Source organism: Pseudomonas sp. MPB23 (genome assembly GCF_046605395.1).
GTDB lineage: Bacteria > Pseudomonadota > Gammaproteobacteria > Pseudomonadales > Pseudomonadaceae > Aquipseudomonas.
In genome coordinates, this window is sequence record NZ_CP176771.1 from 1,088,399 (window position 1) to 1,112,090 (window position 23,692).

Genomic DNA, 23,692 nt, shown 5'->3' on the forward strand with positions numbered 1-23,692 from the left:
TCGGCGAACCGACTGTTCATATCCCACCACCCTGCACGCAGCGCGTTGCACTCGAGCATCAACCGATGCGATGTATTCAACTCTTCCCTTGTTGCCGCAATATCAAAGCCGCCACACCACACAAGATCAACGCGATACAGGACACATAAAACGCATCGCTGTAGGCCATCAAGTACGCCTCACGACGCACGGTCCGATGCCGCGTACCACCGTGGAAGGAATGATCACGTTGGCGGCGCTATCGACATCCAGGTGCACGCCGAGGTAGCACCCCAGGGCCATGATAAAAAAGCCGCTGGCGACCATCAGTTTCGGGTTGAGCCACTTCATCAGGCGCGGCATGAACGGCGCCAGCACCAATTGCACCATGCCGTAGGCGATCAGGCTGATGCCGATTTCCCGGGCGTTGTAGCCCTGCAACTGGGAGAGGTAATTGGGCACCCGGAACACCAGGCCGAACGTGGCCCCGCCGAAAATGAACATTGCCGCACTGGCCACCCCGAAGTTATAGCGTTTGAGCAGGCGCAGGTTCCGGGCGAGCTTATTTCCAGTCATAGACGACTTAGCGTACGGGCCAGATCCTGGACGTCACGCCGTTTAGGTGAACACCATCACGTTTGGCATCCGGGCCAGGAAGGTAAGTTAGCCGGACGGTTACAATGCGCATGGCTGCCGTAAGCTCTAGTGCCATGCAATATTCCGGCATTCTTAAATGGGATGTTGGAATTTGCTGTGGGAGGATGTGTTGCCGGAACGCTTACACAATACGTGCAAGGAGCACCTATGCAAAAACCTGAACTCTCCCTGGTTGGTAAGCTAGATAGCGGCCTGACCAAAGGCCTGTGCTCGATGCTGGCCAGCCTGAAAGTTGGCGGACTATGGCTACTTGGCCTGCTGACGCTGGCAAGCCTGCCGTGGATAATTTTTGAGTATGGCGACGGCCTGGCAGATATTTCCCCGCTGGAGTGGAGCTTTATGCCAGTGCTGGCCTTGTTGTTGTGGCGGCATATTCGCTATTGCCAACATTTCGCCATCGGTTTCTGGCGGGGCCTGAGTCGCTTACTGGTAGCTCAGGGAATCATGACTGCCGTGGGCATGGTGCTATTTGGCGCATGCGTAGGGTTGCTTGCAAAGACCGAGCACCCGGACGAACTGCTTCGAATGCTGATACAGGAAGATCCTCTCGACAAGCTTCTTGCCTTTGGCATTGTTTTGCTGGCTCTCTATCTCGCCATTCCAAAGTCTGCGCCCACCTCTCTCCTGCGACCTACAACCCTGCACGCACGAGTTGAACCTGAAGTATTCACTCCAGCCAAAGAGGCCAGCGTGTGAACACTAGAACATTACCCATCGCTTTTCTGGGCCTGCTGTCCAGCCTGGCGTTCGCTTCGGTACAAGCCAACGACGACCCAGAACATCTGATTCAGAGCTGTAAGGAGTTGGTAAGTATCTATGTCAAGCGTGACCAGCAGCACCTGTTCGCTGGCCTGGTGACCTCCCCCTCCGAAGCCCTGCGTGCAGGTTATTGCCGTGGCGTACTCGATGAGTACCGACGCAGCAGCCACTGCGCCCAGAGCAATTGGCACACGCAAGCTGCTCGCATCGCCGGGTACCCAGCTTATGCAGAAGAGCTGCCATCCGTAGAAACACTGCTGAAGCAATCCTGTGCGTTCTAATTCATATCAGTGGCCCGAGCACACGGAGGTGCTGGAACGGCTGCTTTGCCCGCCACTATCAGCGCCGCTGTCTCAGAAGCAGTATGGCGGTCTCAGAATTGCGCTGAACACCCTTATTGAAGCTCTGGACAGCGAGACCGTGAAGGGACGCGGTGCGCTCAAAACCACATTACCGCCACTCATAAAGATGGTGCGGCGCAGAACCGATGGGCCAGGCGCTAAAAATACCCGCGAGAACTGGTATATCAACCCTGCTGATGAGGCATTGATCTGGAATGCCATTGTTCTACAGGGGCTGTTTGGCGTACCCAAGATTGCAGTTCTACTGGTAAGGGAACGCTCAGAGCGCCAGGCTTATGTGGACTGGGCTAGACAGCTATTCCTGGATCGCCAGTCCGTTGCAGGGCTTGGGTTATTACGCCAAGAGTTGATCATTCTGCTTGATCGGCTGGTCGATACAGACCTTTGCCAAGAAAAGCTTCCCAATCCATTTGCGGATGCTTGGCCACAAATGGGACTAGGCCCACACAAAGGTAATCTGCTGAAAACTCTGGCGAGCCAGACCGCAGCGCTGTCGGTGGGGGATAGCATGATGGCGCACTACTTCAATGGTGAGTTGAAGCAGGCTTATGACAAAGCCCGCGGAGTGGTTACAGATAATGGCCTGCTGCTGAAATACCGCGACCTGATCATCACTGAATACCAAGACGCGAAAGAATTTGATGAGTTGTTAGATTTTCTTCGCTGACCTCTTGGTTGTGGAATCCACACACCGAGACTGGCTCCGTCATTACACACGGAACCAGTCATGCACATCATCCAGTCCATCCTCGCCAGTTGCCCTCATCAAATCAGCACCTGCTACCAGGCTAGAGCCCTAGGCATTGATCAAGCCCTGCTATCGAGTACTCCCTTTACCGTATTGGGCGGCAAACTCGTGCGCTGCCGTGAAGGGCTATTGCGCTTCAAGCTTGGCAGCGGCTGGCGCTTGCTCTACCAGATTACCGCGACCGGCTACACGCCTTGCGCCCTGGTCAGCCGTCAGTGTTTCGAACGGGAGCTGAAGCGAAGGCGGCCTATCAAGGCCTGCAACTTTAAATCACAGGAGAAACATCCATGAATGCACTTGTATCGTTAAATCAGCCGCTACTGGCGGCCAACGGCCTGGACATGAATGTCAGCCGCCTAGATTTCAAGCGCCTGAAGCACAAGTACACAGAGTCGTCGGAAGCTGAAATGTCAGCGGCGCAGTGGGATCTGGCCGAACTGGAATACCGCCGCTTTCTGACCCTCAAGCGCTTCTATCCGTCAGTGGCAATGGTGCCCAGCAAGACAGTGGATGCTATCTGGCATGCGCACATTCTGGATACCCGCTCCTACCGCGAAGACTGCCAGAAGGTGTTCGGCCGTTTTATCGACCACTACCCCTACTTCGGCATCTATGGGCAGGACGACTACCAGGAGCTAAAGAACGCCTTTGCTCAAACAGTCGCGCTGTATGAGAAGCACTTTGGTGCGTATCCGGGCGGCGGCAACGAGGCACAGGCCATGCGTTGCAAAGATCATGCGTGCCATGTCCCGACTAGCTGTGCCTGCCGCGTCGAAGGCGCTTGCAACTAGTCCAACCCACTTATTCAGGAAGCATTGCCATGAGCAACCAACCCCAAAACCCAAACCGCCCAGCCCATCAGCCAGCACCTCGCCCAGTAGTGCCTAATCTGCCAAGTAAAACAGGCAACAAGTCAGGCGTTCGCCGCGGAAATCGCCAGCCGGCTGAATCCAAGTAACGTGTGCGTACGGCAGGCTCTGTTCTGAAGCCTGCCGTACTTTCCTTCAAAAACAACGTACTCAGCCTTAACCTCGACTCACTTAAGATCTGCGCAGTCGAAGTGATTTTCAGCCTTATCTCAAAGCCTTGCAGAACATCTGTGACAACGCTTGTAGCCGTTGGCTTTTTTTGAAAAACAAGGCTTTTGCCATTCAACCACCAGTCGCGATCACAACTTTATCGCAGCAGCACAGCTCTGATCTTCGAGGAAGTTACTCGGAACTGCTTTTTTACTGCTTCTCGGTCCAGGGGGTGTCGGTCAACCGTCACTTAGGTGCGAGCATTCGTAGCCGAACCGACGCGGATTATCCAAAACCATGAAAGGGCCGCCCGCTCGGCAGCGACGAAACTACCGAGCCTCGAGCCCCCCCTTTCAATGCCTCACGGCCTTCAATTCAACGCCTTGAACTGCGCCTCAATGGTTTGTGCCTCGACGCGCCACGCCTGGAAGCGCTGCTGGCGTTCGTTGCTGGCGCTCAAGCTGTCCTGAAGCTGGGCGACGCTGTCCTTGAGTTGCAGGTACTTGCCGAAGAATTGCTCCCTGAATTGCTCGGCGTTGATCAGGCCGATCAGCTCTTTGCGCTGCTTCTCGAAGTCTTCGACCATCTTCGCGATGGACTTACGGAACGCCTCTTCGCGCTTGTATTGCTCCCAGCTGTCCCAGGCTTCGATGGCAACACCGAGAAAGGCCAGCGCACCGTTGGCGCCCTTGGCGAAGTTGACCGCGCCCCAGGGTTTGAATTTGAGCAGCGAGCCCAGTTCCATGCCCACCATCTTGCCGGCGCTGACCAGCGTGTCGCGCGCGGCCAACACCGTGGTGTTGTTGATCATGTTGCCTTTGAGCAGGTGATTGACGCCCTGTTTGCCGAAGGCGCGGACGTTGGTGTTGAAGTGGTTGATTTCGGTGTCAAAGCCCAGTTGCATCTTCGCTACATCAAGGGTGATGGACTCGGTCTGGCGGCTGAATTCGTTCTGTAGACGCGTCGCCAGCACGATGCCCTCGGCACCGATTTCGCGCTCGAAGAAATCACCGAACGTCTCCAGGCTGCTGCCCTTGGCTTGCATGATCAGGTCAGTGAAGTAGCGTTCGACAAAGGCGCTCAGATTTCTGCGAACCGCCTCGATCTCAAGCCCGGTGGTTTCCAGTTGGTCTTCAGAGCGGCTTTTCAGCTCACGCAGCCTGCCCACTTCCAGTGCGATCTTCTGATCGTTCTCGATGGCGATCGGCAGTTGCTTGTTCAGCACATCACGGATCACGCTGTTGTGCATTTCGCCGGCCAGCGCGGCGCTGCCACCGTTGTTGCGGATTTTATCGGTGGTCGCCGATTGCAGGCTGGCGATATGGGACAGGGTCTTGAACTGACCGATATTGGCCAGCCAATGCTCGAAGCCCAGATCGAAAGGGTTGGCGGCCACGGCCACCACGCTCAACTGCGCGATTTCAGCGTCATTGAGCCCCACCAGTTCGCGCAGGCGACCGGTGACGTTAGCGCGCTTGACGGCCAGGTTGGCCTGGTAGTCCTGCTCGTCTTCGACGTCGGCGACTTCATCGAATCGGCTGAGGACAAACACCGTGCGCGGCAGCAGGTCCAGGGTACGGAACAGCCAGACCAAATCGTCCTGGTGGCTCGCCTTGATCGGGTTGGTGGCGTTCATGACGTAGAGCACCAGATGGGCTTCGCTTACGTATTTCTTGGTGGTGTCTTTGTACTTTTCGATGGCGTTGGTTTCAGCGTTGACCTGCTCCTTGAAACCGAACAGCCCCGGGGTGTCGATCAATACAAAGTCGTCGCCCACTTCGTAGACCTTCACCTCATTGGACGACTCCTGGTGACTGATTTTCATGCTGGATTTATCCAGCTTTTCCATCCAGGCCGCGGCAATAGAGGTTTTGCCTTCGGAGAAGCCGCCAATCAGGGCCACTTTGAGTTTTTCGCCGGCCACGCTGTCGATGGCGGTGTGCAGTTTGTCTTTCAGCGCCGGGTCAACCGGTACGCCAGCCGCTTCGCCTTGATCGAGAAACGCGAGCAACTTGCCAAGCAGTTCTACCGAACGCGCTTGCTGAGCCTTGAATGTATCGAGGGTGTTTTCCATTACCGGGTGCCTGCGTTATCGATTTGGCGGGAAAGGGTGATCAGTTGATCGGTCGATCGGCCCAGTAGCTGCACCAGGCCGGCGGTCTGGGTGATCGGGGCTTCGAGTGCCTGCTCCAGCACGTCGATTTTTTTCTCCATGTCCGCCAGGGAGGTTTGCAACCCGTTGCGGAGCAAGGTGCGTAATTCGCCCGTAGCGTCGCGCAGGTTGCTGTCAATCGCCTCACGCTGCTGGGACTTTCTGTAGTCGGGGCTGAATGCGCTGCGCACCGCCTTGTAGGCGGAGAGTGCAAGGCCCGCAAGCGCGGGCGCCAGCACCAGCAGGCTGGTACCGCCCGTGAAGAACGCTGCAGCAATGGTGCCCGCCACGCCCAGCAACAAGCTGCCGACCTTGATGCCGTTGTCGATCTTAATCTTGAGATCGAACGGGCTATTGAGTTGGGTATTGCCGAGCTTGGCGTAGACGCCGGTCAGCTCGCGCGCCTGTGCCTCGAAGCGCGCAAGAATGTCTTCGGCTTCCTTTTGGAAGCGCTCGACCTCCTTCGCGATAGCCCCCGGCAACCGCTCGCTCAGTTGCAGTTGCTCGGCGTCGATGGTGGCGCGAAACGCCTGCTTGAACGCATCGTTGCCGATGTCGGCGTCGATGCGTTGGTACATCGCATTGCGCACCCGGCTGACAAACTGATCGATCTCGGTTTCGCCGGCTGACTCCAGGCGTTTTTTCAGGGATTTGAAGCTGCCCTTCAATTGCACCTGGGCACTGTGGCCGTCCACGCGCAGGTTCTCCAATAACTGGCTGAACGTGACATTGAGCGTCTGCAACGCGGTGACCGTTTGGTCCACGGCATCCTTGGCCTTATGGAAGTTGGCCCGGGTGATCTTGGCGTCGCTGCCCTCCAGCAGCTTGCCGTTGAGCAGGTACAAAAACGCGCGCAAGCGGGTTTTTTCCAGCAGCTCTTCGGCGTTGAAGTCCGCAAGCATCTTGGCGCGCCGAGTGGCGTTCTGCGAATGCGGTGCGAAGTGATCGGTCGACGCCAGGAACGCAGGCAATGCCGAGAGGGCAAACACTTGGCGGTAGTGGTCGCCAAGCTGCCCGCGCATCTTCTCGTCGAGCCCTGCCAGGCTCGCGCTTTCGTCATCGGAAATCAGCGGGCGGTCGGTAAGCGAGTGCTTGGGGTTGGTGATTTTCTTGTTGAAAATCGTCCACACCTCGGTCTGCGCACCGAGGTGTTCCTTGATTTTTTCCAGGGTACCTTTGCGCTCTGCGTCACCGGTCTGCGGTGGCGCCGCCTGGTTGGTGACATACAGCACGGCGTGGGCAGTTTGCACGGCTTTTTCGATCTGGCTGACCACCAGCCCCTCGTTACCTTCGATACCGGGCACATCCAGCAAGGCGAAGGGTTGGCCGTTCAGCGTCAGGTCGTAGCGCTGGGTCTGGCGGGTGAAATCAGCACGGCCGTCGCCAATGATTTCGCCGTCGCCCAGGGGTTGCAGGCTTGCCAGGGTGCTTTCGCTTTCCTGCACGTGTTGCGCGTGTTGTTGTGCCAGCGCGTGCAGGCTTTGCTCCACTTCGGCGTGCCGCAGGCGCAACGGTTCGAGGGCGCTGTCGCGGGCGGCCACCACCCCTGGCAACTGCTGCTCGACGAGTGACAGCTGCGCCTCCTCCGGCATGGGCTTGAACAGACGCATCAACTTCTGCCAGAGCGAGGCGGTTTCCTTGCGCTCGGTAATCAACGCTCTGAGGCCGTGGATGGCATCCAGCGCTTCGCTGTGCAGGCGGTTGTGGTGCACGGTGGTGGCGTCAAGCTGTTGTGCCAGCGCGGCGAGTTGAACGTCAGTCTGTTCAATCGCTTGTTGCAAGCGCTGCAGGCTTGCTTCGCTGAGTTGGAATTTCTGTTGTAACGCGCGGAACGCCTGTTGATGGGCGACCTTCGTCGGCTCTTGCAACAAAATGCGCAAGGTTTCGATCAGGGTCGATTTACCCGCGCCGGTCTCGCCGTACACCGCAATCGTGAAGGTTTTCCACTCGGCATTTTCCTGCAGCGCCTTCAGCTGCGCCGTCAATGTGGCCTGCTGCTCGCCCAACAGTGCCCGCGCATCCTGTTGCGCGAGGTTCAACGCGGGATCGGTCGACAGGGTGTTCAGCGACTGGGTGATACGCGCCAGTTCATCATTGACGTGCTGGTAGATATCGCTGGGCGTTTTGAGCTCGATCGGCATGGTGACGTCCTGTAAATGAGGCGGTTCCGGGAGCGGCGCGGTGGTAGCCAGCAGCGCTTGCGGCGTCTCGGGTCCTTGATCGTGTGGAGCGGTTTTGAAACGTACTTGGGTCAGCACCTCGGGGAGTTGTTTCCAGTAGTCGCCGTGCCCGAAGCCGGCGATCTGGATATTCTCGAAATGCTCGACCTCATTGCGGCCCAGGCACACTTCGCCGGCGTTCATCAGCAACGTCCAATCCGATTTGGAGTAGGCATTGATCAGGCGGCCTTTGAGTACGCTGCGTAGCTGATGCGCCTCGGAAGGCTCCACGGTGACCGCGGCAGCCATGAGCAAAACGTCATTGACGGCGAGTGAGTGCGAGCGGGCGTTAGCCAGTTTTTTCAAACTGCTGATAACCAGGCGTCCACCGAGCGAATGACCGATCAGGTTGACCGTGTCGATACCGAAGTGATGGTTGCGCAGGTATTCGCTCAGTTGGTCGAGCAGCGACTCGCCCATCTCTTCGGCCCGTGCGCGGATTTTCCAAAAATGCGAACCCCGATCGACCGCGGCCACCGCCGCGCCAATCGGCAATGACACCTGAGTTGACGCGTGCAGCAGTGTTTTTGAGGTCCGATTGAAACGGGCAAAATGGCTCGACGGCCAGAAGGCGAAAATGTTCGTGTGGTTGCGAATCGATTCAGGAATGCTCGCCAGCAAGGTTTGCCGGTCCTCGACATTGTGGCCGGCGCTGTAACCGTGAATGAAGATATTCGCTTCAGTCGATCCGTGGCTTTCGTTTTGCAGGCTGCTGAACGTAAATAATCTGCTCATCGAGTGCTCGCTATCCCTGCTACAGCCATCGCTTGGCGATGATGCAACATCCGCGAAGCGGCGCCACGCTCAATCAAGCTGGCGAGGGTCGCCAGCACCACAAAAATCACGACAACGCCGACAATGACGCCCATAACCCATCCTCCATGATTCAACGACAGCGCTGGGTGCGGCTGTGGCATTTCAAAACAGTCACAAATAATGCCACATTGACACTACCCAACCCAGACTCTGTGTTCAACGTTGGCCACCGCGCGCCAACAGCTGCGCCGCAACCGCCTCCAACCACCCTGCCGCACGCAGTGTCAGCGCCGTGCTGCCACACTTCGGGCACGCGGCGAACCAGTCGCCGGGCATCAGCGCATCACTGCGCGGCGCAATGGTTTTCTTCCAGTTGCAGTCCTCACATATAAACGTGAAGGGTCTGGGTTTTATCGGCATGAATGCGTTCTCCTGGATAGCCCTGTTGCGGATTATTCTGTGGCCGCAAGCATGGCTTGCAGCAATTCCACTTTGCGCAGCAGTTGCGAGACATGCTCCCGCTCAGCGCGCAACGCCGAGCGCAGCTCGCGGTTTTCCACTTCCCAGATCTGCGCCCAACGCAAATCCTTCTGGTAATGGGCGACCATTTTCCACAGCTCGCTCAGCTTCAAGCAGTGCTGAATCAGCACCAGCAGAATGATTGCCATCATTGCCAGTGCCCCCGTCGAAACGACTTCCGACATACTCATAGTTGCGTCCTTTCCTGCCTTCGATGTATTTCGTTGACAGCGACACGATATGTAGCGTTTAACGACAGGTCTAGAATGTAGACTTATACAGGTAAAGTATTCACGCACATGGAGCGGGTATGAAACGCAAGCAATCCATCGAACAGGTCCGCTGGGACCTGGCACTTCGCTATCGTTTGATTGAGACCGTCGCCTGGTGGGAAGGCCGCCTGACCACGGGCCACTTGATCCAGAGCTTCGGTATCAGCCGCCAGCAGGCGTCCAAGGACATCAACACCTACATCAACGAACATGCGCCCCGAAACTTGACATATGACAAGCAACGCAAGGGCTATGTACCGAGCAAACACTTCAAGCCGCTGTTCATCGATGACAGCGCCAGCGCCTACCTGCACCTGCTTTACCAGAACAATGAACGGGCGCCGCACATCGACGGGCTGGCCCTGGCCTACGCCCATACCAAGGTGCTCGAAGTGCCGGACCGACCGATTCGGCCGGAGGTCCTGCGTCCTTTGCTCGCAGCCTGTCGCGACGGCTTACGCCTGGAAACCGAGTACGTTTCGCTCAACACTCCGGACGTGGAAATCCGTCTGATTGCCCCGCACACCCTGGTCTACACCGGGATGCGCTGGCACGTACGCGCCTACTGCGAAAAAAACCGCCAGTACCGTGACTTCGTGCTGAGCCGCCTGCGCGGTGAGCCGGACCTGCTCGACGCGTCGCAGAACACACGGGAACTGGACGAAGACTGGAACACCGAAGTGCCGATCATCTTTGCCCCCGATGGCCGCTTGAACGCGGCGCAGCAGGCCATCATCGAAACCGACTTCGGCATGACGGACGGGCAACTGGTGGTCGCCAGTCGCAAGGCCCTGGTGAAGTACGTCTTGCGCCGCTATCAGGTCGACCCGAGAAACCAGGCGACCAACCCTGAGGCCCAGCAGATCGTGGTCACCAACCTCAAAGAGTTGAGGCCGTGGCTGATGAATGATTGAGGCTCAAGGGCGTGACCGTCACGCCTCGAGCGAGCATTCGCCGAAGAACCGCTCGAAGAGCGGCGTAGGCAAATGCTTGGCGTCAAGCAGGCCGAAGTGCTTGCCCACGTTGCGCCCGAGGGCCATCAGCGTGTTTGCGCTGTTTTTCGTGCCTGCGTATCCGGCGCTCAGGATCGACTCGACGCGTGCGTCACCCGTCGTCTCGTGCTGATACGCCCGGCCCGTGATCAAGACGTCTACCAGACACACGCTGACGCGTTCATCGCCCAAGGCGAAAGGCTCCAGCACCTCGCTCGCCAAGGCGGCACGCAAGCCGTCCTCGCCCCCTGCGACAATCCGCTCAAGCTCGTCGAGTGAGCGGTCGAAGAGGTCGAACTCCTGCATGGAAAACGCAAAACAGTAGTCCTGAGCGGTCGTACGCGAGATCGGACGCTCGTTGTGCGGATGCGTCGACAGCCAGTCAACGAACGAGGCTTTATCGTTTTTTCCGCCCTGGCGCCGGAACAGCAGGTAGTCGTGGATGACCTGGCTGAAGGGGTTCCCCGTCGGCACCCAGCCCGTGCTGTCACGTTCGTGTTCCGGCCGGTCGGGCACTGCAACCTTCGGCGTGCAGCCAAAGCAGCGCAGGTCATAGCCAAGCACAAACAGGCTGGCCTCGAACGCATGGCACCGTGCAGGCAGCGCGCCTTGCTCGGCGAACCAGCCGGTACGCGTGAGCAGGGCGCGGATAATCCAGCCCAATCGTACTTGCGAGCGGGCCCATGCCTCGTAGCTGATCGAAGAAAACTGCGGCGCCGCCAACCCGTTCATAAACGCTCCGGGGTTGCGGATCTGGCTGCCACGCGCGGCGCCGGACGGGAACGCCAGCAAGGGCTTGCCGCCTCCCGTCCATTGCTGGCGAAACAATGAATACAGCATGCCTATCGCAGCCCCGACGCGGCTGTCATAGATGGGTGAGCCCGACGCATCAAACAACGCGTGAATCTTGGTCAGGCCCGCATCGAAACGCTCGACACTGCGCGCGTCGAGATCGTCCAGATCATGGTCGCCGTCGAGCGACATCAATCCGGCCATCTTTTGCAGGTAGCGCGACAACTCGCCCTTCGCGGCCAGCCGGCGCAAAAACGCAATGGCGCCCCGGACACCGCCCCAACGCAGAATCTGCAGACAGGCCTGCAGCGCTTGCGGCTCATCCCCGCGCGTGACTGCACTCGTCAGCCATTGGCGAAGTTGCCCCAGAGAGCGCTGAGTTTCCGCCCAGGTCTGTGAATCCACCGGGCGTTGGTGGGTATCCTGCCAGCTTGCCTTCCAGCGATAGTGCCCCAGCACCTGCTCGATGCCCTGGACGTCAGCCGTTAAACCGCCAGGGACCAATGGGCTCGACTTGAAGCGCAGCTTGAACGTCAGCTTCGGCAAATTCGTCGCGAGCCATGCGATGAAGGACTCTATTTCAGGTTGCGCCAGGAACCGTTCGCGCTTCATGCAGACCACCGTGTCAGTAATATCGAATGGCCACACCCTAAGCAAAACCACAGCCTCCGTCTACGTTGTTTGCCCGTACAGATAAACCAATAAATCGCTTAAAAACGCTCGATCTAAATAATTCTCAACAGTAAGAAATAGCAAGTTAGCCAACTAACTAATTTAAAACACTCGTGCGAATAGAGGCGCATCTGTCTTCATATCGTTTTAACGATAACCCGAGCATTATTTTTAATTTCACATATATTTTACATTCCCCTACATATGCTAATGTCATTACGACATCAGCGCCGTCCAGCCAGGACCTAGGAGTGTGTATGACCGGAGTATTGGCGTCCGTTAACAGCCGCACACAACTGGTCGGGCAGAACAGGCTCGAACTGTTGCTATTCCGTTTCAACAATCAGCAACTGTACGGGATCAACGTATTTAAAGTTCGCGAAGTTATCCGCTGCCCGAAGCTGTCTTCGATACCAAAGTCTAATAGCAATATTTGTGGCGTGGCCAACATCCGTGGTGTCTGCATCCCTATTCTTGACCTGGCCATGGCAACGGGGCTGCCCGGGGTCGAGGATCAGGAAAGCGCTTTTATCATCCTGACGGAGTACAACAATCGCGTTCAGGGCTTCCTCGTCTATGCCGTCGAACACATCGTCAATCTGAACTGGGAAGACATTCATCCGCCGCCCAAGGGCAGTGGTGAGAACAATTACCTGACGGCCGTCACCCGCACGGACGACCGCCTGGTCGAGATCATTGATGTTGAAAAGGTGCTGACAGAAATATCGCCATCGTCCGAGGAAATATCCAGCGGCGTGGTGGAACACGACGTCACCCAATTGGCCCGTCACCTGCGGGTGCTGACCGTGGATGACTCGATGGTGGCGCGCAAGCAGGTAACCCGCTGCCTGGAGACCGTGGGCGTGGAGGTGGTGGCCTTGAACGATGGCCGCCAGGCGCTTGATTACCTGCGGGCCATGCTCGATGAAGGGCGCAAGCCCGAAGAAGAATTTCTGATGATGATCTCCGACATCGAAATGCCGGAGATGGACGGCTACACCTTGACCGCCGAGATCCGCAACGACCCGCGCATGGCCAAGCTGCACATTGTGCTGCACACCTCGCTGTCCGGCGGGTTCAACCAGGCCATGGTCAAGAAAGTCGGCGCCGACGACTTCCTCGCCAAGTTCCGTCCCGATGACCTGGCCGGTCGTGTCGTCTCACGTATCAAGGCGGTCAACCCGAACTGACGCGCGACTACCCACAACACCCAAGCCAAGGAGGCTGCAAGAAAACACAAAAGAATAAAAACCACTGAGGGCAGATCATGGTGAAGTGCAACGAGTTCTATCATCTGGCACCAGACAGCGAGATACGGCCGTTCTGGAGCGACCTTACCGGTGACGTACCCTCGGGTGCCCCGTGCGCCATGGGCTGTGACACGCCGCTTGCCGAGACGGCCCGCTCATCAGAGCCGGCCACCGCGCAAGCGCCTGCGGCAACTGCGATCCACCCCGTCCGCATGCAAGACGAACTGGTCGCCGCCCAGGAAATCTGTGCCCGCGCCAAGGTCGCCGTGCTCGAGATGTTCAGCCATGTGCGCATGGGCCGCGCCCTGGAGCTGGAAAATATCGGCGCACTGGTCGACGACATTGCCTCGTCGATCGCACGCCACCCCAATGCATTCATCAGCCTGGTGCGCCTGAAAAGCCTCGACGATTACACCTATATGCATTCAGTGTCCGTGTGTGCGCTGATGATTGCCCTGGGCAACCAGCTGAACTTCCCCCCCGAACTGACTCGTCGAGTGGGAATGGCCGGCCTGCTGCATGACATCGGCAAAATGGCCATACCGGGCGCCATCCTCAACAAGCCTGGGCGCTTGAGCGATGACGAATTGCAACTGATGCGCACCCACCCGCAGGAAGGCGAGAAAACCCTGCTGGCGACCGCGCAGATGTGCGACATGGTCGTGGATGTGTGCCTGCATCACCATGAACGGGTCGACGGCAACGGCTACCCCCATCAGTTGGCGGGCGACCAGATCAGCCTTTTTGCACGGATGGCCGCTGTCTGCGATGTCTACGATGCCGTCACCTCCGACCGCGCCTACAACCAGGGTTGGGACCCTGCGGTTGCCATCCAGCAAATGTCCACCTGGGACGGGCATTTCGATGATGAGGTGTTCCGCGCGTTCTTGAAGTCCGTGGGCATTTACCCGGTCGGGTCTATTGTTCAATTGAAAAGTGGCAGTATCGGCGTGGTGATCGAACAACATCCCGACTCCTTATTGACGCCAAAGATTAAGTTGTTCTTCTTACCGGTATTAAATATTTATATAACGCCCAGAATAGTCGACCTGAGTACCCCCGGACAAACCGATCGCATCATTGCGCGCGTGCCGCCGCAACGCTATGGCTTTAAGAATACCGAGCGCTTGTGGCTCAACGATGAAGTTCCCGAACAGCATTAAGGCACTACCCAGCTGTACCGCATTTATATGCGTAAGCAGCCCATGATCGAGCAACAAGCCTTGCAAACAAAAACAAACAGGAATGCCAACATCCACTGATGTCGGCAACTACTAGCGTGGGCGGGAAACACCATGAAATTCAACTCACTACAGACTCAGATCTGCTTCACCGCCGGACTCTGCCTGTTAATTTCTTGCGCAAGTCTGGTGTCATATGGGCTGTATTCATCCAACGCCAACCAAGCCTATGTGGGCAAAGAAGTTTCCGCATTGATTGAAAGCGGCACCATTCGCGAAGTGCAAAACCTGGCGGAGTCCCGTGCCAACGCGATCAAGGCAAAACTGCAAAATGCCCTGGACTCGGCACGCACGCTGGCCAATGCGCTGGGCGCGAGCAAAAGTGCGCAAAGCCCGCTGGCGCTCGGCCGCGATCAAATCAACACGATGCTGCTCAGCGTGCTCAAGGACAACCCCGACTTCAACGGCACGTATTCATGCTGGGAGCCGGATGCCGTGGATGGCCAGGATCAAGCGTTCCGTAACAACGAAGGCGGCAACAACCCGCTGACCGGTCGCTTCACGCCCTATTGGACACGCAGCTCGGACGGCCATGTTGCCGTGCAGCCACTGGTCGAATACGACTCCGATGCCCGCCACCCCAATGGCGTGCCCAAAGGCGGCTGGTACAGCGGCCCCCGGGACACCCGCAAAGAAAGCGTGCTCGACCCCATTCCCTACGTGGTGCAAGGCAAAAATGTGTGGCTGACCACGCTTTCGGTGCCGATCACCGCCGATGGCAAGTTTTACGGCGTGGTCGGAGCGGACTTCGACATCTCGTTTATCCAGAAACTCAGCGAGCAAATGTCCGCCGACCTTTATGGCGGCAAAGGCTCTGTGTCGATCGTAAGCAATCAGGGCCTGGTGGTGGCCGACAGTACACGACCCGACCTGATCGGCCAGCCGCTGAAGGCGTTGCTCCCCGATACCTGGGATAAGGTGCTGGCCTATGTGCAGAAAGGCCAGGGCGACAGCCGTCTCAACCAGGACTCCCAGGAAATCGAAGTGCAGATGCCGATCGTCCTGGGCCGCACCGAAAAACCCTGGGCCATCTTGATCCACCTGCCCAAGGCGGTGGTCATGAGCCAGGCCATTGCCCTGGAGCAGGAACTGCAATCGCGTGGGGTCAGCAGCAGTATCTGGCAGGTCTCGGTCGGCCTGGGTATCTCTTTGCTGGCATTGCTGGCGCTGTGGTTCGCCACCGCCAAAATCGTCGGGCCGATTCGTGAAGCCGCCGCCTTGGCCGCCACGATCAGCCTGGGGGATTTCTCCCGTCGCCTGGTGCAAAAATCCGACGATGAAGTGGGCCAGCTATCCCTGGCCTTGAACGAAATGTCCGAAAGCCTGCAACGTCAGGTGCGCGTCGCCGAACGTATCTCCGAAGGCGATCTGGACCTGGAGGTACGCTTGTCCTCGCCCAACGACACCTTGGGCAAGGCCCTGGAAAAAATGGTCGGCAACCTGAACACCTTGATCTCCCAGGTCCAGGCCAACGCCACGCAAATCACCGGCAGCTCCGCACAGGTCTCCGAGTTGAGCCAGTCGTTGTCCGACGGCGCGTCCAACTCGGCGTCGTCCATCACTGAAATCAGTGCCGTCATGACGCAAATGGCCGCGCAGACCAGCGACAACGCCGCCAACGCGAAAAAGGCCGACGAACAATCCCAGGCCTCACGCGCCGACGCCGGGGAAAGTGACAAGTTGATGAGCGAACTGATCGCCGCCATGGCCGAAATCGACAATTCGGGCAAAGACATCACCGCGATCATCACCACTATCGACAACATCGCCGCCCAGACCAACCTGCTGGCCTTGAACGCCGCGATCGAAGCGGCACGCGCCGGGGAATTGGGCCGCGGCTTTGCCGTCGTCGCCGATGAGGTCCGCAGCCTCGCCGCCCGCAGCGCCGAAGCGGCCCAGCAAACCGCTGCGCTGATCGCCGACTCATCGACCAAGACCCAGCGCGGCATGATCATCGCGGGCCGCACGGCCGACTCGTTGCGAAACATCGTCACCGGCACCAGCACCGTGTCCAGCCTGGTCTCGTTGATCTATCAGGCCTCCAGCGAACAGGCTTCCGGCTTGCAACAGGCCAGTATCGGCTTGGAGCAAATTGATGAAGTCACCCAGCAGAACCAGGCCAACTCCCAACAATGTGCGGTGGCTGCCCACAACCTGTCGGAACGGGCCAGCTCCATGCAGCAAGGGTTGAGCCGGTTTAAAGTCAAGGCGACATAACACCCATCGGCAGTGAAACCGGGGAGGGAATAAACCACCGCCCCGGTCCCGCTGCATAAATCCCGTGCCTATTCATGAAATATTAAGAATCGTCTCCCTATACTCGCCGATTGCGAGCCGTTCCCTCGAACGGTCCCCTGCTCCGGTAGCCCGCCCCATGACGCGTCCCGTTCCCCTGCTGCTCCTGCTTGCTGGTTTATTGTTCTTCTTCGCCCTGGGTAACCATGAGCTGCAAGGCTCCACCGAAGCCCGCGTCGCCGGGATCGCCATGGCCATGCACCTGGACAACGACTGGGTGGTGCCCCGCCTGTTTCGTCAACCCTTCCTCGAAAAACCGCCCCTGAGCCTATGGCTGGACGCCGGTGCGATCCGCCTGTTTGGTGCAACCACGTGGGCCGTGCGCCTGGCCTCGGCGTTTGCCGGGTTGTTCAGCGTGATGCTGCTCTATGGGATGCTGCGCACGTTCGGGCGCCCCAAGACACTGGCGTTCAGCGCGGCGCTGATCCTGGCAACCATGGCCAGTTACTGGAGCAACGCGCGGGGCGTGGGTGAAGATGCGTTGCTCAGCCTGGGCGTGACCACTGCGCTGCTGGCGTTCTACCAGGCGATGCGCCCCGAACGCCAAGGCTCCGCCGCCGGTGCATGGGCGCTGTTTACCGTGGGGATGGTGATCGCCACCCTGAGCAAAGGCGTGCTGGGCCTGGCGATGCCGGGCATTGTGATTTTTGTGTACCTTGCCAGCACCAGTTTGATGGACAAACGCCTGCGCATCAGCGACTGGCTCCGGCCGGCGCTGTTCACCCTGCTGGCCCTGGTGCCGTTGCTGATCTGGCTGGGGTTCCTGTTCCAGCGCGGCGGGCTGCAGGCGGTGGGCGAAGTGCTGTGGACCAACAGTGTCGGGCGGTTCAGCGGCTCGTTTGTCGAAGCCGGGCATTACGAACCCTTCTACTACTACATCGCCAAACTGCCCGAAGCCTTTTTGCCGTGGAATATCCTGGTGTACCTGGGGCTTTGGCACTTTCGCAAAAGCCTGGTGCGCAACCGCTACCGTCTGTTCTTCTGCATCTGGCTGGTGGCGCAATTCACCCTGCTGACCCTGGCCTCCAGCAAGCGCACGGTGTACCTGATGGCACTGACCCCGGCCGCCGCGGTATTGGCCGCCGAATATGCGCGGGTGCTGCTGTACTGGCTCAAAGAGCACAAACCGGCGCTGTATAAGCCGCACAAGATCGTGATCGGCGGTGTATTCACCCTGGCCATCGCCTGCTACCTGAGCGCGGCCTTCTGGTTCGCCCCCAAAGCCGACGTGCGCCAGTCGTTCGTACCGGTGATCCGCCAGATCCAGGCACTGCAAGCCGAAGGTAAGGACGTGGTGTTGTTTCAGCCCAACGAGCGGATCGACGGGGCCAGCATGTTCTATCTGCAGGCTTACTTGCCGATCCTGCAAACCGAACCGGAACTGCGCAGTTACCTGGCCGCCAAGCCCGGCAACATTGCGCTGCTGGACCATACCAACGACTTGACCGCGCCGATCACGGTCGTCAAGCAGATGTCGATCAATCGCCAGCCTTACTACTTCATTGCGCGGTAAAGCCGGCGCGGGGGCTCAGTGCTTGGTGAGCTTGTCCAGGTAACCCATGGCGAACGCCGAGACCACGAAGGTCATGTGGATGATCACGTACCACATCAAATGCTGCGGATCGACATTCTTGGCGTCCATGAAGATGCGCAGCAAGTGGATCGAGGAAATCGCCACGATGGACGCGGCCACTTTCATTTTCAGCGATGAAGAGTCCATGGTGCCCAGCCAGTTGAGCTTTTCCTTGTTCTCATCGATATCCAGCTGCGAGACGAAGTTCTCGTAGCCGGAAATCATCACCATCACCAGCAAGCCGCCGACCAGGGCCATGTCGATCAACGACAGCAGCACCAGGATCAGCTCGGACTCGGCCATGGAGAACACGCTGGGCAGCAGGTGAATGACTTCCTGGAAGAATTTCAGCGCCAGCGCCAACAAACCGAGGGACAAGCCGAAATAGATCGGCGCCAGCAGCCAGCGCGAGGCGTACATAGCATTTTCGATAAAGCGTTCCATTGGATCTCACACAGCTTGGCTAGAAATGGCGGCGAGTATATCAGCCGCTACCCACCCCCTGTAACCGCGAGAAAACTGACCTGGGCGGCATCTGTAAGAGGATTTTTCTGCTAGTGTCGAGCCCATTAACTCGGCACGATGACGTCGGACAGGAAAAACTCAGATGATGGATGTGCGATCCCCTTTGGCCAGTCTCGGCCTGTGCGCGGCATTGCTGCTGGCCAGTGGCTGTTCCCCAAGCGATGAACAGAAGCAAACCACCCTCGAAGAAAAAACCGCAAAATTCGAACGCTCGCTCGACAGTATCCAAGACCCCAAATTGCGCGACGCCATCGCCGACCTCGGCGGCTCGCTGCTGTTACTCGAACGCGCACAGGCCAAGCTCGCCGGCAAGCCGATCGAGACCGAATACGGCGAAGACTCCCTGGCCCTGCTCAAGCATTACCCCACGCCTCAGGCGCTGGTCGACACCTACATCAATGGCCTGTTCGTGCTGCGCAAGACCTCGCATTCCGACTACTTGACCGACCTGCAGCCGGTCTTCCCGTTCAACTTCAACATGCCGGACCAGTTTCCTTTCCCCCACGGCCTGGAATGGCAATCCGTGACCTTGAACAACAACAAGGTGGTGCCGTTCCAACCCGAATGGTCGGAAACCGATCCCGGTATTCAGTTGAGCCCCAGCAGCTCCAACCTGACCAACCCGGATGACCTGACGGTGACCTACCCGTTCATTGACGGCATCGAGACGGAAAACAAGCGCCAGCCGCAGCCCGTCAACCTCAAGGGCAAGGTGGAGGTGGTCGCACCGGGCAAAGTGCTGAGCTTCGATTTGTCGAAACAGGACGTGGGCCACAAACGCACCGACGGCAACATCACCGTCAACCTGCTGCTGCTTGAGAAAAACTACGCCGAGATCGAGCTGACCAACAGCAAGCCGCTGGCCCCGGAAGTCGGCGACGTATCGCCCAACCCCCTGCTCGTGCAGGCACGGGGCAGCACCGGGCAATTCCTCACACGCTCAGGCTCGATTAACGAAAACGCCACACAGGTGGCGTTCTACGAGAAACAACTGGCTGAAATGCAAAAGCAAAAGGCCTGGTCGCCGGCATTCGAAAAACAGCTGACCGATGCGCAGAAAGCCTTTGAACACCAGCAGAGCAGCCATTACGCCAAGGTGTATTTCAACGGCCTGATCGACACCCTGCAGATCAACGTGCTGGATTTCTCCACGGCCACCGTCACGCGCAAGGACCTCGACCTGCCAGTCCTGCGCTTCGACAAGAACAGCCTGGAAAAAACCGTCCAACCGTTGCCGATGCCCGTCACCGTGTATGACGACGGTGCCGCCGACTGGCTCAAAGATGCCAACATGACCGAAGACCAGCTCAAGCGCAGCGTCACCATCAGCCAGTCGGTCGAAGACGCCAGCGCCGCGCATATCGTGTTCGATCACCCGTTCACCTTTAACGACGACCTGGCGGGCAACGAGCGCAACAGCAGCGAATCGCCGGTGACCTTCTTTACCGCCGACGACAAGGGTGAGCGCGGGGAGCCCATCGAGTTGCCAGCCGAAGCCTATGAACTGAACCCGGCGCGCGGCACGCTCACCTACGACCTCAACCTGTTCCCGGAAACCCCGGCCTATGTGGTGGGCTCGATTCCGCTGTTCCTGGCCACCCTCGAAAAAGGCCAGATCGACGCGGCCAAGCTCCCCAAAGGGCTGTCCCTCAAGGGCAACGCGCTGATCGTCGATCAGAAGGCATTTCCCGCCGATAGCTGGCGCTTTTACGCCAAGGACGCCAGCGGCAACTACCTCAAGGAAATTCTCAGCGTCAGCCACCACGCCGAAGAGTACGGCACGGCGCTGTTTGACGTGCATTACTTCTATGGTCAACCGACGGCCCTGGAAAGCTACCAGCGCACCGACCTGAGCACCGTGCAATACGGTTTCGAGGTCAAGCTGGACAAGCCCGAAAGCAAATGACCGACGGCTAAAGCGCCAGGCGCTCCTGCGCGCCATTGAGCTGTCGCAGATGGGCCTGCATGTGCAGGCACCAGATCTGCGGATCATCCGCCAACTGGTAGCCCTGCTGGGTCAGGCTTTCCACAATGGACTGCAACATGGTTTCCGCCACGAAAGCCCCATGAAACGGACCCTGGGACTTGATGGTGGAAGGCTGCTCACCGGTCATTCCAGCGGCAAACAGCAAGGTCCACATGCCATTCTCGCGGGCGAGAGGGCGTACGGAGCATTCGATTCGAGTGACCAGGCCGAAGCACTGGCGGGTGAGGCAGAGGTTGCGCGACATGGCGGCGACCCTCGGTAGATCGGTATTCAGCCTCGATTTTTCGACGAGGCTGTCTCTGTCCAGCGATTCGGGTGGATATCCCTAGGGCTCAGAATAGAAGAAAAACGCGATAAACCAAGGCCGTAGGGACCAACGGGCGTTGGCCCCCTGCCTGGAGTCAATTTTGTGACGAAGTGGCCACCCAGATCCCTTGAAGGATCACGTCGGCCTGGTTTCAGCCAACGCCTGCTGCGCCAATTCTTTTTCAGCCTCCTTCAAGTCGTCCTCGCTGATCATTTCTGCAATCACACGCAGGCGTTCGACCACCCGCGCATTCACCGAGCCTTCAGGAAATTGCCCCTGTTCATCCGGCTCACCGGCAGGCTCGCCCACCAACAGGCTCAGCGCTTCGTCCGCCTGGCGCACTGCATAGATGTGGAACTGCCCGGCCCGCACGGCCCGCAACACTTTTTCATCGAGCATCAGCGTGGCGACGTTTGCGTGGGGAATGATCGCGCCTTGCTCGCCGGTCAACCCCCGGGCTTCGCAGAGGCGGAAGAAACCTTCGATCTTCTCGTTGACCCCGCCTACCGCCTGCACTTCACCGAACTGGTTGATCGAGCCGGTGATGGCAAAGCATTGCTTGAGCGGCGTCTTCGACAAGGCCGAGATCAGGGTGCACGCTTCGCCCAGGGAGGCGCTGTCGCCGTCCACATAACCGTAGGATTGTTCCAGCGCGATACTCGCCGAAATCGCCAGCGGGAATTCCTGGGCGTAGCGGCTGCCCAGGTAACCGGTGAGGATCATCACGCCCTTGGAGTGAATCGGCTGCCCCAGGTTGACTTCACGCTCGATGTCGACAATGCCGCTGCCGCCCGGATACACCGTGGCGGAAATCCGCGCCGGCACGCCGAACGCCGAGTCGCCGACTTCCAGCACCGTCAGCCCGTTGCACTTGCCCACCGCCGCGCCGGCGGTGTCGATCAGGATCACCCCGGCGAGCATGTCGTCGAGAATCCGCGCCGACACGCGCCCGGTGCGCGTGGCCTTGGCCTTGAGCGCCCGCTCGATGTGACCTGAATCGGTCATCTCATCACCGGCCAGGTGACGGATGAAATCCGCCTCGCTGACCAGTTGGAACAAATCGCCGATGCGTGCCGACAGGCGTCCCTGGTGTTCCGCCAGCCGTGCGCTGTAGGTGGCCAGGCGCGCCACCGCGTCCGACGTCAACGGCGCCATGCCTTCTTCCGAGGTGCGGGTTTTGAGCAACTGGGCGAACTGCTCCAGGCTTTCGTCCACCATCGGGATGTCTTCGTCGAAATCCACCAGCACCCGGAACATCTCCTGGAAATCCGGATCGGCGTCCTGCAACGCGTAGTACAACTGGCGCGAGCCGATGATGATGACCTTGACCTGCAGCGGGATCATCTGCGGGTTGAGGGTCACGGTGGCCAGGCGGCCCAGTTCGCCCAGGGGCGATTCCATCTTCAGCTTGCGCGACTGTAGGGAACGCTTGAGGGCGTCCCACACGAACGGCTCGCTGAGCATTTTTTCCGCTTCAAGAATCAGGAACCCGCCGTTGGCACGGTGCAAGGCGCCCGGACGCAACTGGCGATAGGTGGTGTAGAGCGCGCCCTGGTCGGTGCTGTACTCGATACGGCCGAACAGGTTGTCGTAGGTCGGATGCGGCTCGAACACCACCGGCGCGCCACCGTTGACCGGATGACCGACCACCAGGCTGGGGCAGTACTGCTCTTCAAGCAGCTTGCGGGCCTGGGCGTCGGTCTTGGCGTCGTCGACCAGTTGCTCGACGACGGTCTTGAGCAGATACACCTGCATGGCTTGCAGGTAGCCGCAGACGCCGGCGTTTTCTGCGTATTTTTCTGACAGCGGCGCCAGCAAAGGCTGCAGGGCCAGGGTGATGGTTTCTTCGTTGAACTGACGCAGTTGATTGTTCGACTCACGCTTCCACTGCGGCAGGCTGGCGAGTTCTTCGTTGAGGCGTTCTTCCAGCTCGGAGATATCCGTGTGGAAGCGTTCGCGGTCGACTTCCGGCAGTTGCGAAAACTCGGCCTCATCCAGCGCCTTGCCGTCGAGCATCGGGGTGAAGGCGATGTTGGAGCTGTCACGGTACAGCGCCACGTCCTTTTCCAGGGCCAGGCGTTCGATCACGTCCAGGGCCTTGTCGTAGCGCTGGTTGAAGGCACGGTCGATGGCGCTTTTGCGCTGTTGATAGGTCGGGTGTTCGAACACCGCCGGAAAGGTCGCGACCAGGTTGTCGACCAAGGCGTTGATATCGGCGATGAATGCCGCCGCCGCACCGCCGGGCAATTCCAGGGCGCGGGGTTCGCGGGGCTCATCGAAATTATTCACGTAGACCCAGTCCGCCGGGGTCTGCAGGCGCTTGCCTTCGGCCTTCAGGTAGCGTTTGACGAATGAAAACCGGCCGGTGCCCGGCTCGCCCATGACAAACACGTTGTAACCGGGGCGTGGCATGGCCACACCGAACTGCAAGGCTTCAACCGCACGTTCCTGGCCAAGCACACCGCGAAAGGGCTCCAAATCATTGGTGGTCGAGAAGCTGAACTGTTCAGCGGAGAAAGGGCGGGTCAGCGCTTCGGGCGCTAGACGCAAGCTGGCAGCAACAGGATCAGGCATCGGGCTTCCTTACATCAGGCGGGGCAGATGACGGCATTCTGG

General features: G+C 58.8%; 20 protein-coding genes and 1 pseudogene. 11 read left to right on the forward strand and 10 right to left on the reverse strand.

The window, feature by feature from the left end; genetic code table 11:
• Positions 1 to 76: 76 nt before the first annotated feature.
• Positions 77 to 570 (reverse strand): annotated as a pseudogene (locus ACLH0J_RS04910) (EmrB/QacA family drug resistance transporter); the annotation flags it as partial.
• 213 nt (positions 571 to 783) lie between these two features.
• On the opposite strand from ACLH0J_RS04910, the gene ACLH0J_RS04915 reads away from it, so the two are divergent.
• From ACLH0J_RS04915 to ACLH0J_RS04935, 5 genes are read left to right on the forward strand one after another with little or no spacing between them, the layout of a single operon-like run.
• Positions 784 to 1,332, forward strand: coding sequence for a hypothetical protein (locus ACLH0J_RS04915; protein ID WP_411391075.1), 549 nt, complete (start codon positions 784 to 786; stop codon positions 1,330 to 1,332).
• On the forward strand, positions 1,329 to 1,676 hold the full coding sequence (locus ACLH0J_RS04920; RefSeq protein WP_411391076.1) for a hypothetical protein: 348 nt from the start codon (positions 1,329 to 1,331) through the stop codon (positions 1,674 to 1,676). Before ACLH0J_RS04915 ends, ACLH0J_RS04920 begins: the two co-directional genes overlap by 4 nt.
• Before the next feature lie 28 nt (positions 1,677 to 1,704).
• Complete coding sequence (locus ACLH0J_RS04925) at positions 1,705 to 2,424, forward strand: hypothetical protein (RefSeq protein ID WP_411391077.1); 720 nt, start codon at positions 1,705 to 1,707, stop codon at positions 2,422 to 2,424.
• A gap of 60 nt (positions 2,425 to 2,484) precedes the next feature.
• Positions 2,485 to 2,796: a hypothetical protein gene (locus ACLH0J_RS04930; RefSeq protein ID WP_411391078.1), complete on the forward strand. Its 312-nt coding sequence runs from the start codon at positions 2,485 to 2,487 to the stop codon at positions 2,794 to 2,796.
• Positions 2,793 to 3,296 (forward strand): glycine-rich domain-containing protein, encoded by a 504-nt coding sequence (locus ACLH0J_RS04935; protein WP_411391079.1) that lies wholly within the window; start codon positions 2,793 to 2,795, stop codon positions 3,294 to 3,296. The genes ACLH0J_RS04930 and ACLH0J_RS04935 overlap by 4 nt, the downstream gene beginning before the upstream one ends.
• A 598-nt stretch (positions 3,297 to 3,894) precedes the next feature.
• On the opposite strand, the gene ACLH0J_RS04940 is transcribed toward ACLH0J_RS04935, so the two are convergent.
• The 5 genes from ACLH0J_RS04940 to ACLH0J_RS04960 form a co-directional block, all read right to left on the reverse strand.
• The gene (locus tag ACLH0J_RS04940) at positions 3,895 to 5,598 is read right to left on the reverse strand and encodes a LeoA/HP0731 family dynamin-like GTPase (protein ID WP_411391080.1); all 1,704 of its coding nucleotides are present in this window, start codon (positions 5,596 to 5,598) and stop codon (positions 3,895 to 3,897) included.
• On the reverse strand, positions 5,598 to 8,630 hold the full coding sequence (locus ACLH0J_RS04945) for a DUF726 domain-containing protein (protein WP_411391081.1): 3,033 nt from the start codon (positions 8,628 to 8,630) through the stop codon (positions 5,598 to 5,600). The genes ACLH0J_RS04940 and ACLH0J_RS04945 overlap by 1 nt, the downstream gene beginning before the upstream one ends.
• On the reverse strand, positions 8,627 to 8,764 hold the full coding sequence (locus ACLH0J_RS04950) for a hypothetical protein (protein WP_411391082.1): 138 nt from the start codon (positions 8,762 to 8,764) through the stop codon (positions 8,627 to 8,629). Before ACLH0J_RS04950 ends, ACLH0J_RS04945 begins: the two co-directional genes overlap by 4 nt.
• A gap of 103 nt (positions 8,765 to 8,867) precedes the next feature.
• A complete protein-coding gene (locus ACLH0J_RS04955; protein ID WP_411391083.1) occupies positions 8,868 to 9,071 on the reverse strand; it encodes a hypothetical protein in 204 nt (67 codons plus the stop codon).
• A 32-nt stretch (positions 9,072 to 9,103) separates the two neighbouring features.
• Positions 9,104 to 9,361, reverse strand: coding sequence for a hypothetical protein (locus tag ACLH0J_RS04960; protein ID WP_411391084.1), 258 nt, complete (start codon positions 9,359 to 9,361; stop codon positions 9,104 to 9,106).
• Positions 9,362 to 9,480: 119 nt separating this feature from the next.
• Here ACLH0J_RS04960 and ACLH0J_RS04965 point away from each other — a divergent pair, with 119 nt between their 5' ends.
• Positions 9,481 to 10,356, forward strand: coding sequence for a WYL domain-containing protein (locus ACLH0J_RS04965; protein WP_411391085.1), 876 nt, complete (start codon positions 9,481 to 9,483; stop codon positions 10,354 to 10,356).
• An 18-nt stretch (positions 10,357 to 10,374) separates the two neighbouring features.
• Here ACLH0J_RS04965 and ACLH0J_RS04970 read toward each other — a convergent pair whose 3' ends face one another.
• Positions 10,375 to 11,838 (reverse strand): hypothetical protein, encoded by a 1,464-nt coding sequence (locus ACLH0J_RS04970; protein ID WP_411391086.1) that lies wholly within the window; start codon positions 11,836 to 11,838, stop codon positions 10,375 to 10,377.
• 317 nt (positions 11,839 to 12,155) lie between these two features.
• Here ACLH0J_RS04970 and ACLH0J_RS04975 point away from each other — a divergent pair, with 317 nt between their 5' ends.
• From ACLH0J_RS04975 to ACLH0J_RS04990, 4 genes are all read left to right on the forward strand, one after another.
• A complete protein-coding gene (locus ACLH0J_RS04975) occupies positions 12,156 to 13,088 on the forward strand; it encodes a chemotaxis protein CheV (protein ID WP_411391087.1) in 933 nt (310 codons plus the stop codon).
• Positions 13,089 to 13,165: 77 nt separating this feature from the next.
• Entirely contained in the window at positions 13,166 to 14,311 is a 1,146-nt protein-coding gene (locus ACLH0J_RS04980; protein ID WP_411391088.1) for an HD domain-containing phosphohydrolase, read from the forward strand.
• Positions 14,312 to 14,443: 132 nt separating this feature from the next.
• The gene (locus tag ACLH0J_RS04985) at positions 14,444 to 16,606 is read left to right on the forward strand and encodes a methyl-accepting chemotaxis protein (RefSeq protein ID WP_411391089.1); all 2,163 of its coding nucleotides are present in this window, start codon (positions 14,444 to 14,446) and stop codon (positions 16,604 to 16,606) included.
• Positions 16,607 to 16,763: 157 nt separating this feature from the next.
• Positions 16,764 to 18,197 carry an ArnT family glycosyltransferase gene (locus tag ACLH0J_RS04990; protein ID WP_411391090.1) on the forward strand — a complete coding sequence of 478 codons (1,434 nt, stop codon included), beginning with the start codon at positions 16,764 to 16,766 and terminating at the stop codon, positions 18,195 to 18,197.
• A 15-nt stretch (positions 18,198 to 18,212) separates the two neighbouring features.
• Here ACLH0J_RS04990 and ACLH0J_RS04995 read toward each other — a convergent pair whose 3' ends face one another.
• Positions 18,213 to 18,701, reverse strand: a complete 489-nt coding sequence (locus ACLH0J_RS04995; protein ID WP_262049760.1) for a TIGR00645 family protein — start codon at positions 18,699 to 18,701, stop codon at positions 18,213 to 18,215.
• Positions 18,702 to 18,864: 163 nt separating this feature from the next.
• Here ACLH0J_RS04995 and ACLH0J_RS05000 point away from each other — a divergent pair, with 163 nt between their 5' ends.
• A complete protein-coding gene (locus ACLH0J_RS05000; protein WP_411391091.1) occupies positions 18,865 to 20,688 on the forward strand; it encodes a hypothetical protein in 1,824 nt (607 codons plus the stop codon).
• Between the two features lie 7 nt (positions 20,689 to 20,695).
• Here ACLH0J_RS05000 and ACLH0J_RS05005 read toward each other — a convergent pair whose 3' ends face one another.
• Together ACLH0J_RS05005 and ACLH0J_RS05010 are read right to left on the reverse strand one after the other, a co-directional pair.
• Complete coding sequence (locus ACLH0J_RS05005; protein ID WP_411391092.1) at positions 20,696 to 21,013, reverse strand: hypothetical protein; 318 nt, start codon at positions 21,011 to 21,013, stop codon at positions 20,696 to 20,698.
• 198 nt (positions 21,014 to 21,211) lie between these two features.
• Entirely contained in the window at positions 21,212 to 23,650 is a 2,439-nt protein-coding gene (locus ACLH0J_RS05010; protein ID WP_411391093.1) for a Lon protease family protein, read from the reverse strand.
• Positions 23,651 to 23,692 lie beyond the last annotated feature (42 nt).

Bases quoted from the DNA above. Each gene is read 5' to 3' on its own strand.
- ACLH0J_RS04915 (WP_411391075.1), top strand. From the start codon at position 784: ATGCAAAAACCTGAACTCTCCCTGGTTGGTAAGCTAGATAGCGGCCTG.
- ACLH0J_RS04930 (WP_411391078.1), top strand. From the start codon at position 2,485: ATGCACATCATCCAGTCCATCCTCGCCAGTTGCCCTCATCAAATCAGC.
- ACLH0J_RS04935 (WP_411391079.1), top strand. From the start codon at position 2,793: ATGAATGCACTTGTATCGTTAAATCAGCCGCTACTGGCGGCCAACGGC.
- ACLH0J_RS04940 (WP_411391080.1), bottom strand. From the start codon at position 5,598: ATGGAAAACACCCTCGATACATTCAAGGCTCAGCAAGCGCGTTCGGTA.
- ACLH0J_RS04945 (WP_411391081.1), bottom strand. From the start codon at position 8,630: ATGAGCAGATTATTTACGTTCAGCAGCCTGCAAAACGAAAGCCACGGA.
- ACLH0J_RS04950 (WP_411391082.1), bottom strand. From the start codon at position 8,764: ATGGGCGTCATTGTCGGCGTTGTCGTGATTTTTGTGGTGCTGGCGACC.
- ACLH0J_RS04955 (WP_411391083.1), bottom strand. From the start codon at position 9,071: ATGCCGATAAAACCCAGACCCTTCACGTTTATATGTGAGGACTGCAAC.
- ACLH0J_RS04960 (WP_411391084.1), bottom strand. From the start codon at position 9,361: ATGAGTATGTCGGAAGTCGTTTCGACGGGGGCACTGGCAATGATGGCA.
- ACLH0J_RS04965 (WP_411391085.1), top strand. From the start codon at position 9,481: ATGAAACGCAAGCAATCCATCGAACAGGTCCGCTGGGACCTGGCACTT.
- ACLH0J_RS04970 (WP_411391086.1), bottom strand. From the start codon at position 11,838: ATGAAGCGCGAACGGTTCCTGGCGCAACCTGAAATAGAGTCCTTCATC.
- ACLH0J_RS04975 (WP_411391087.1), top strand. From the start codon at position 12,156: ATGACCGGAGTATTGGCGTCCGTTAACAGCCGCACACAACTGGTCGGG.
- ACLH0J_RS04980 (WP_411391088.1), top strand. From the start codon at position 13,166: ATGGTGAAGTGCAACGAGTTCTATCATCTGGCACCAGACAGCGAGATA.
- ACLH0J_RS04985 (WP_411391089.1), top strand. From the start codon at position 14,444: ATGAAATTCAACTCACTACAGACTCAGATCTGCTTCACCGCCGGACTC.
- ACLH0J_RS04990 (WP_411391090.1), top strand. From the start codon at position 16,764: ATGACGCGTCCCGTTCCCCTGCTGCTCCTGCTTGCTGGTTTATTGTTC.
- ACLH0J_RS04995 (WP_262049760.1), bottom strand. From the start codon at position 18,701: ATGGAACGCTTTATCGAAAATGCTATGTACGCCTCGCGCTGGCTGCTG.
- ACLH0J_RS05000 (WP_411391091.1), top strand. From the start codon at position 18,865: ATGATGGATGTGCGATCCCCTTTGGCCAGTCTCGGCCTGTGCGCGGCA.
- ACLH0J_RS05005 (WP_411391092.1), bottom strand. From the start codon at position 21,013: ATGTCGCGCAACCTCTGCCTCACCCGCCAGTGCTTCGGCCTGGTCACT.
- ACLH0J_RS05010 (WP_411391093.1), bottom strand. From the start codon at position 23,650: ATGCCTGATCCTGTTGCTGCCAGCTTGCGTCTAGCGCCCGAAGCGCTG.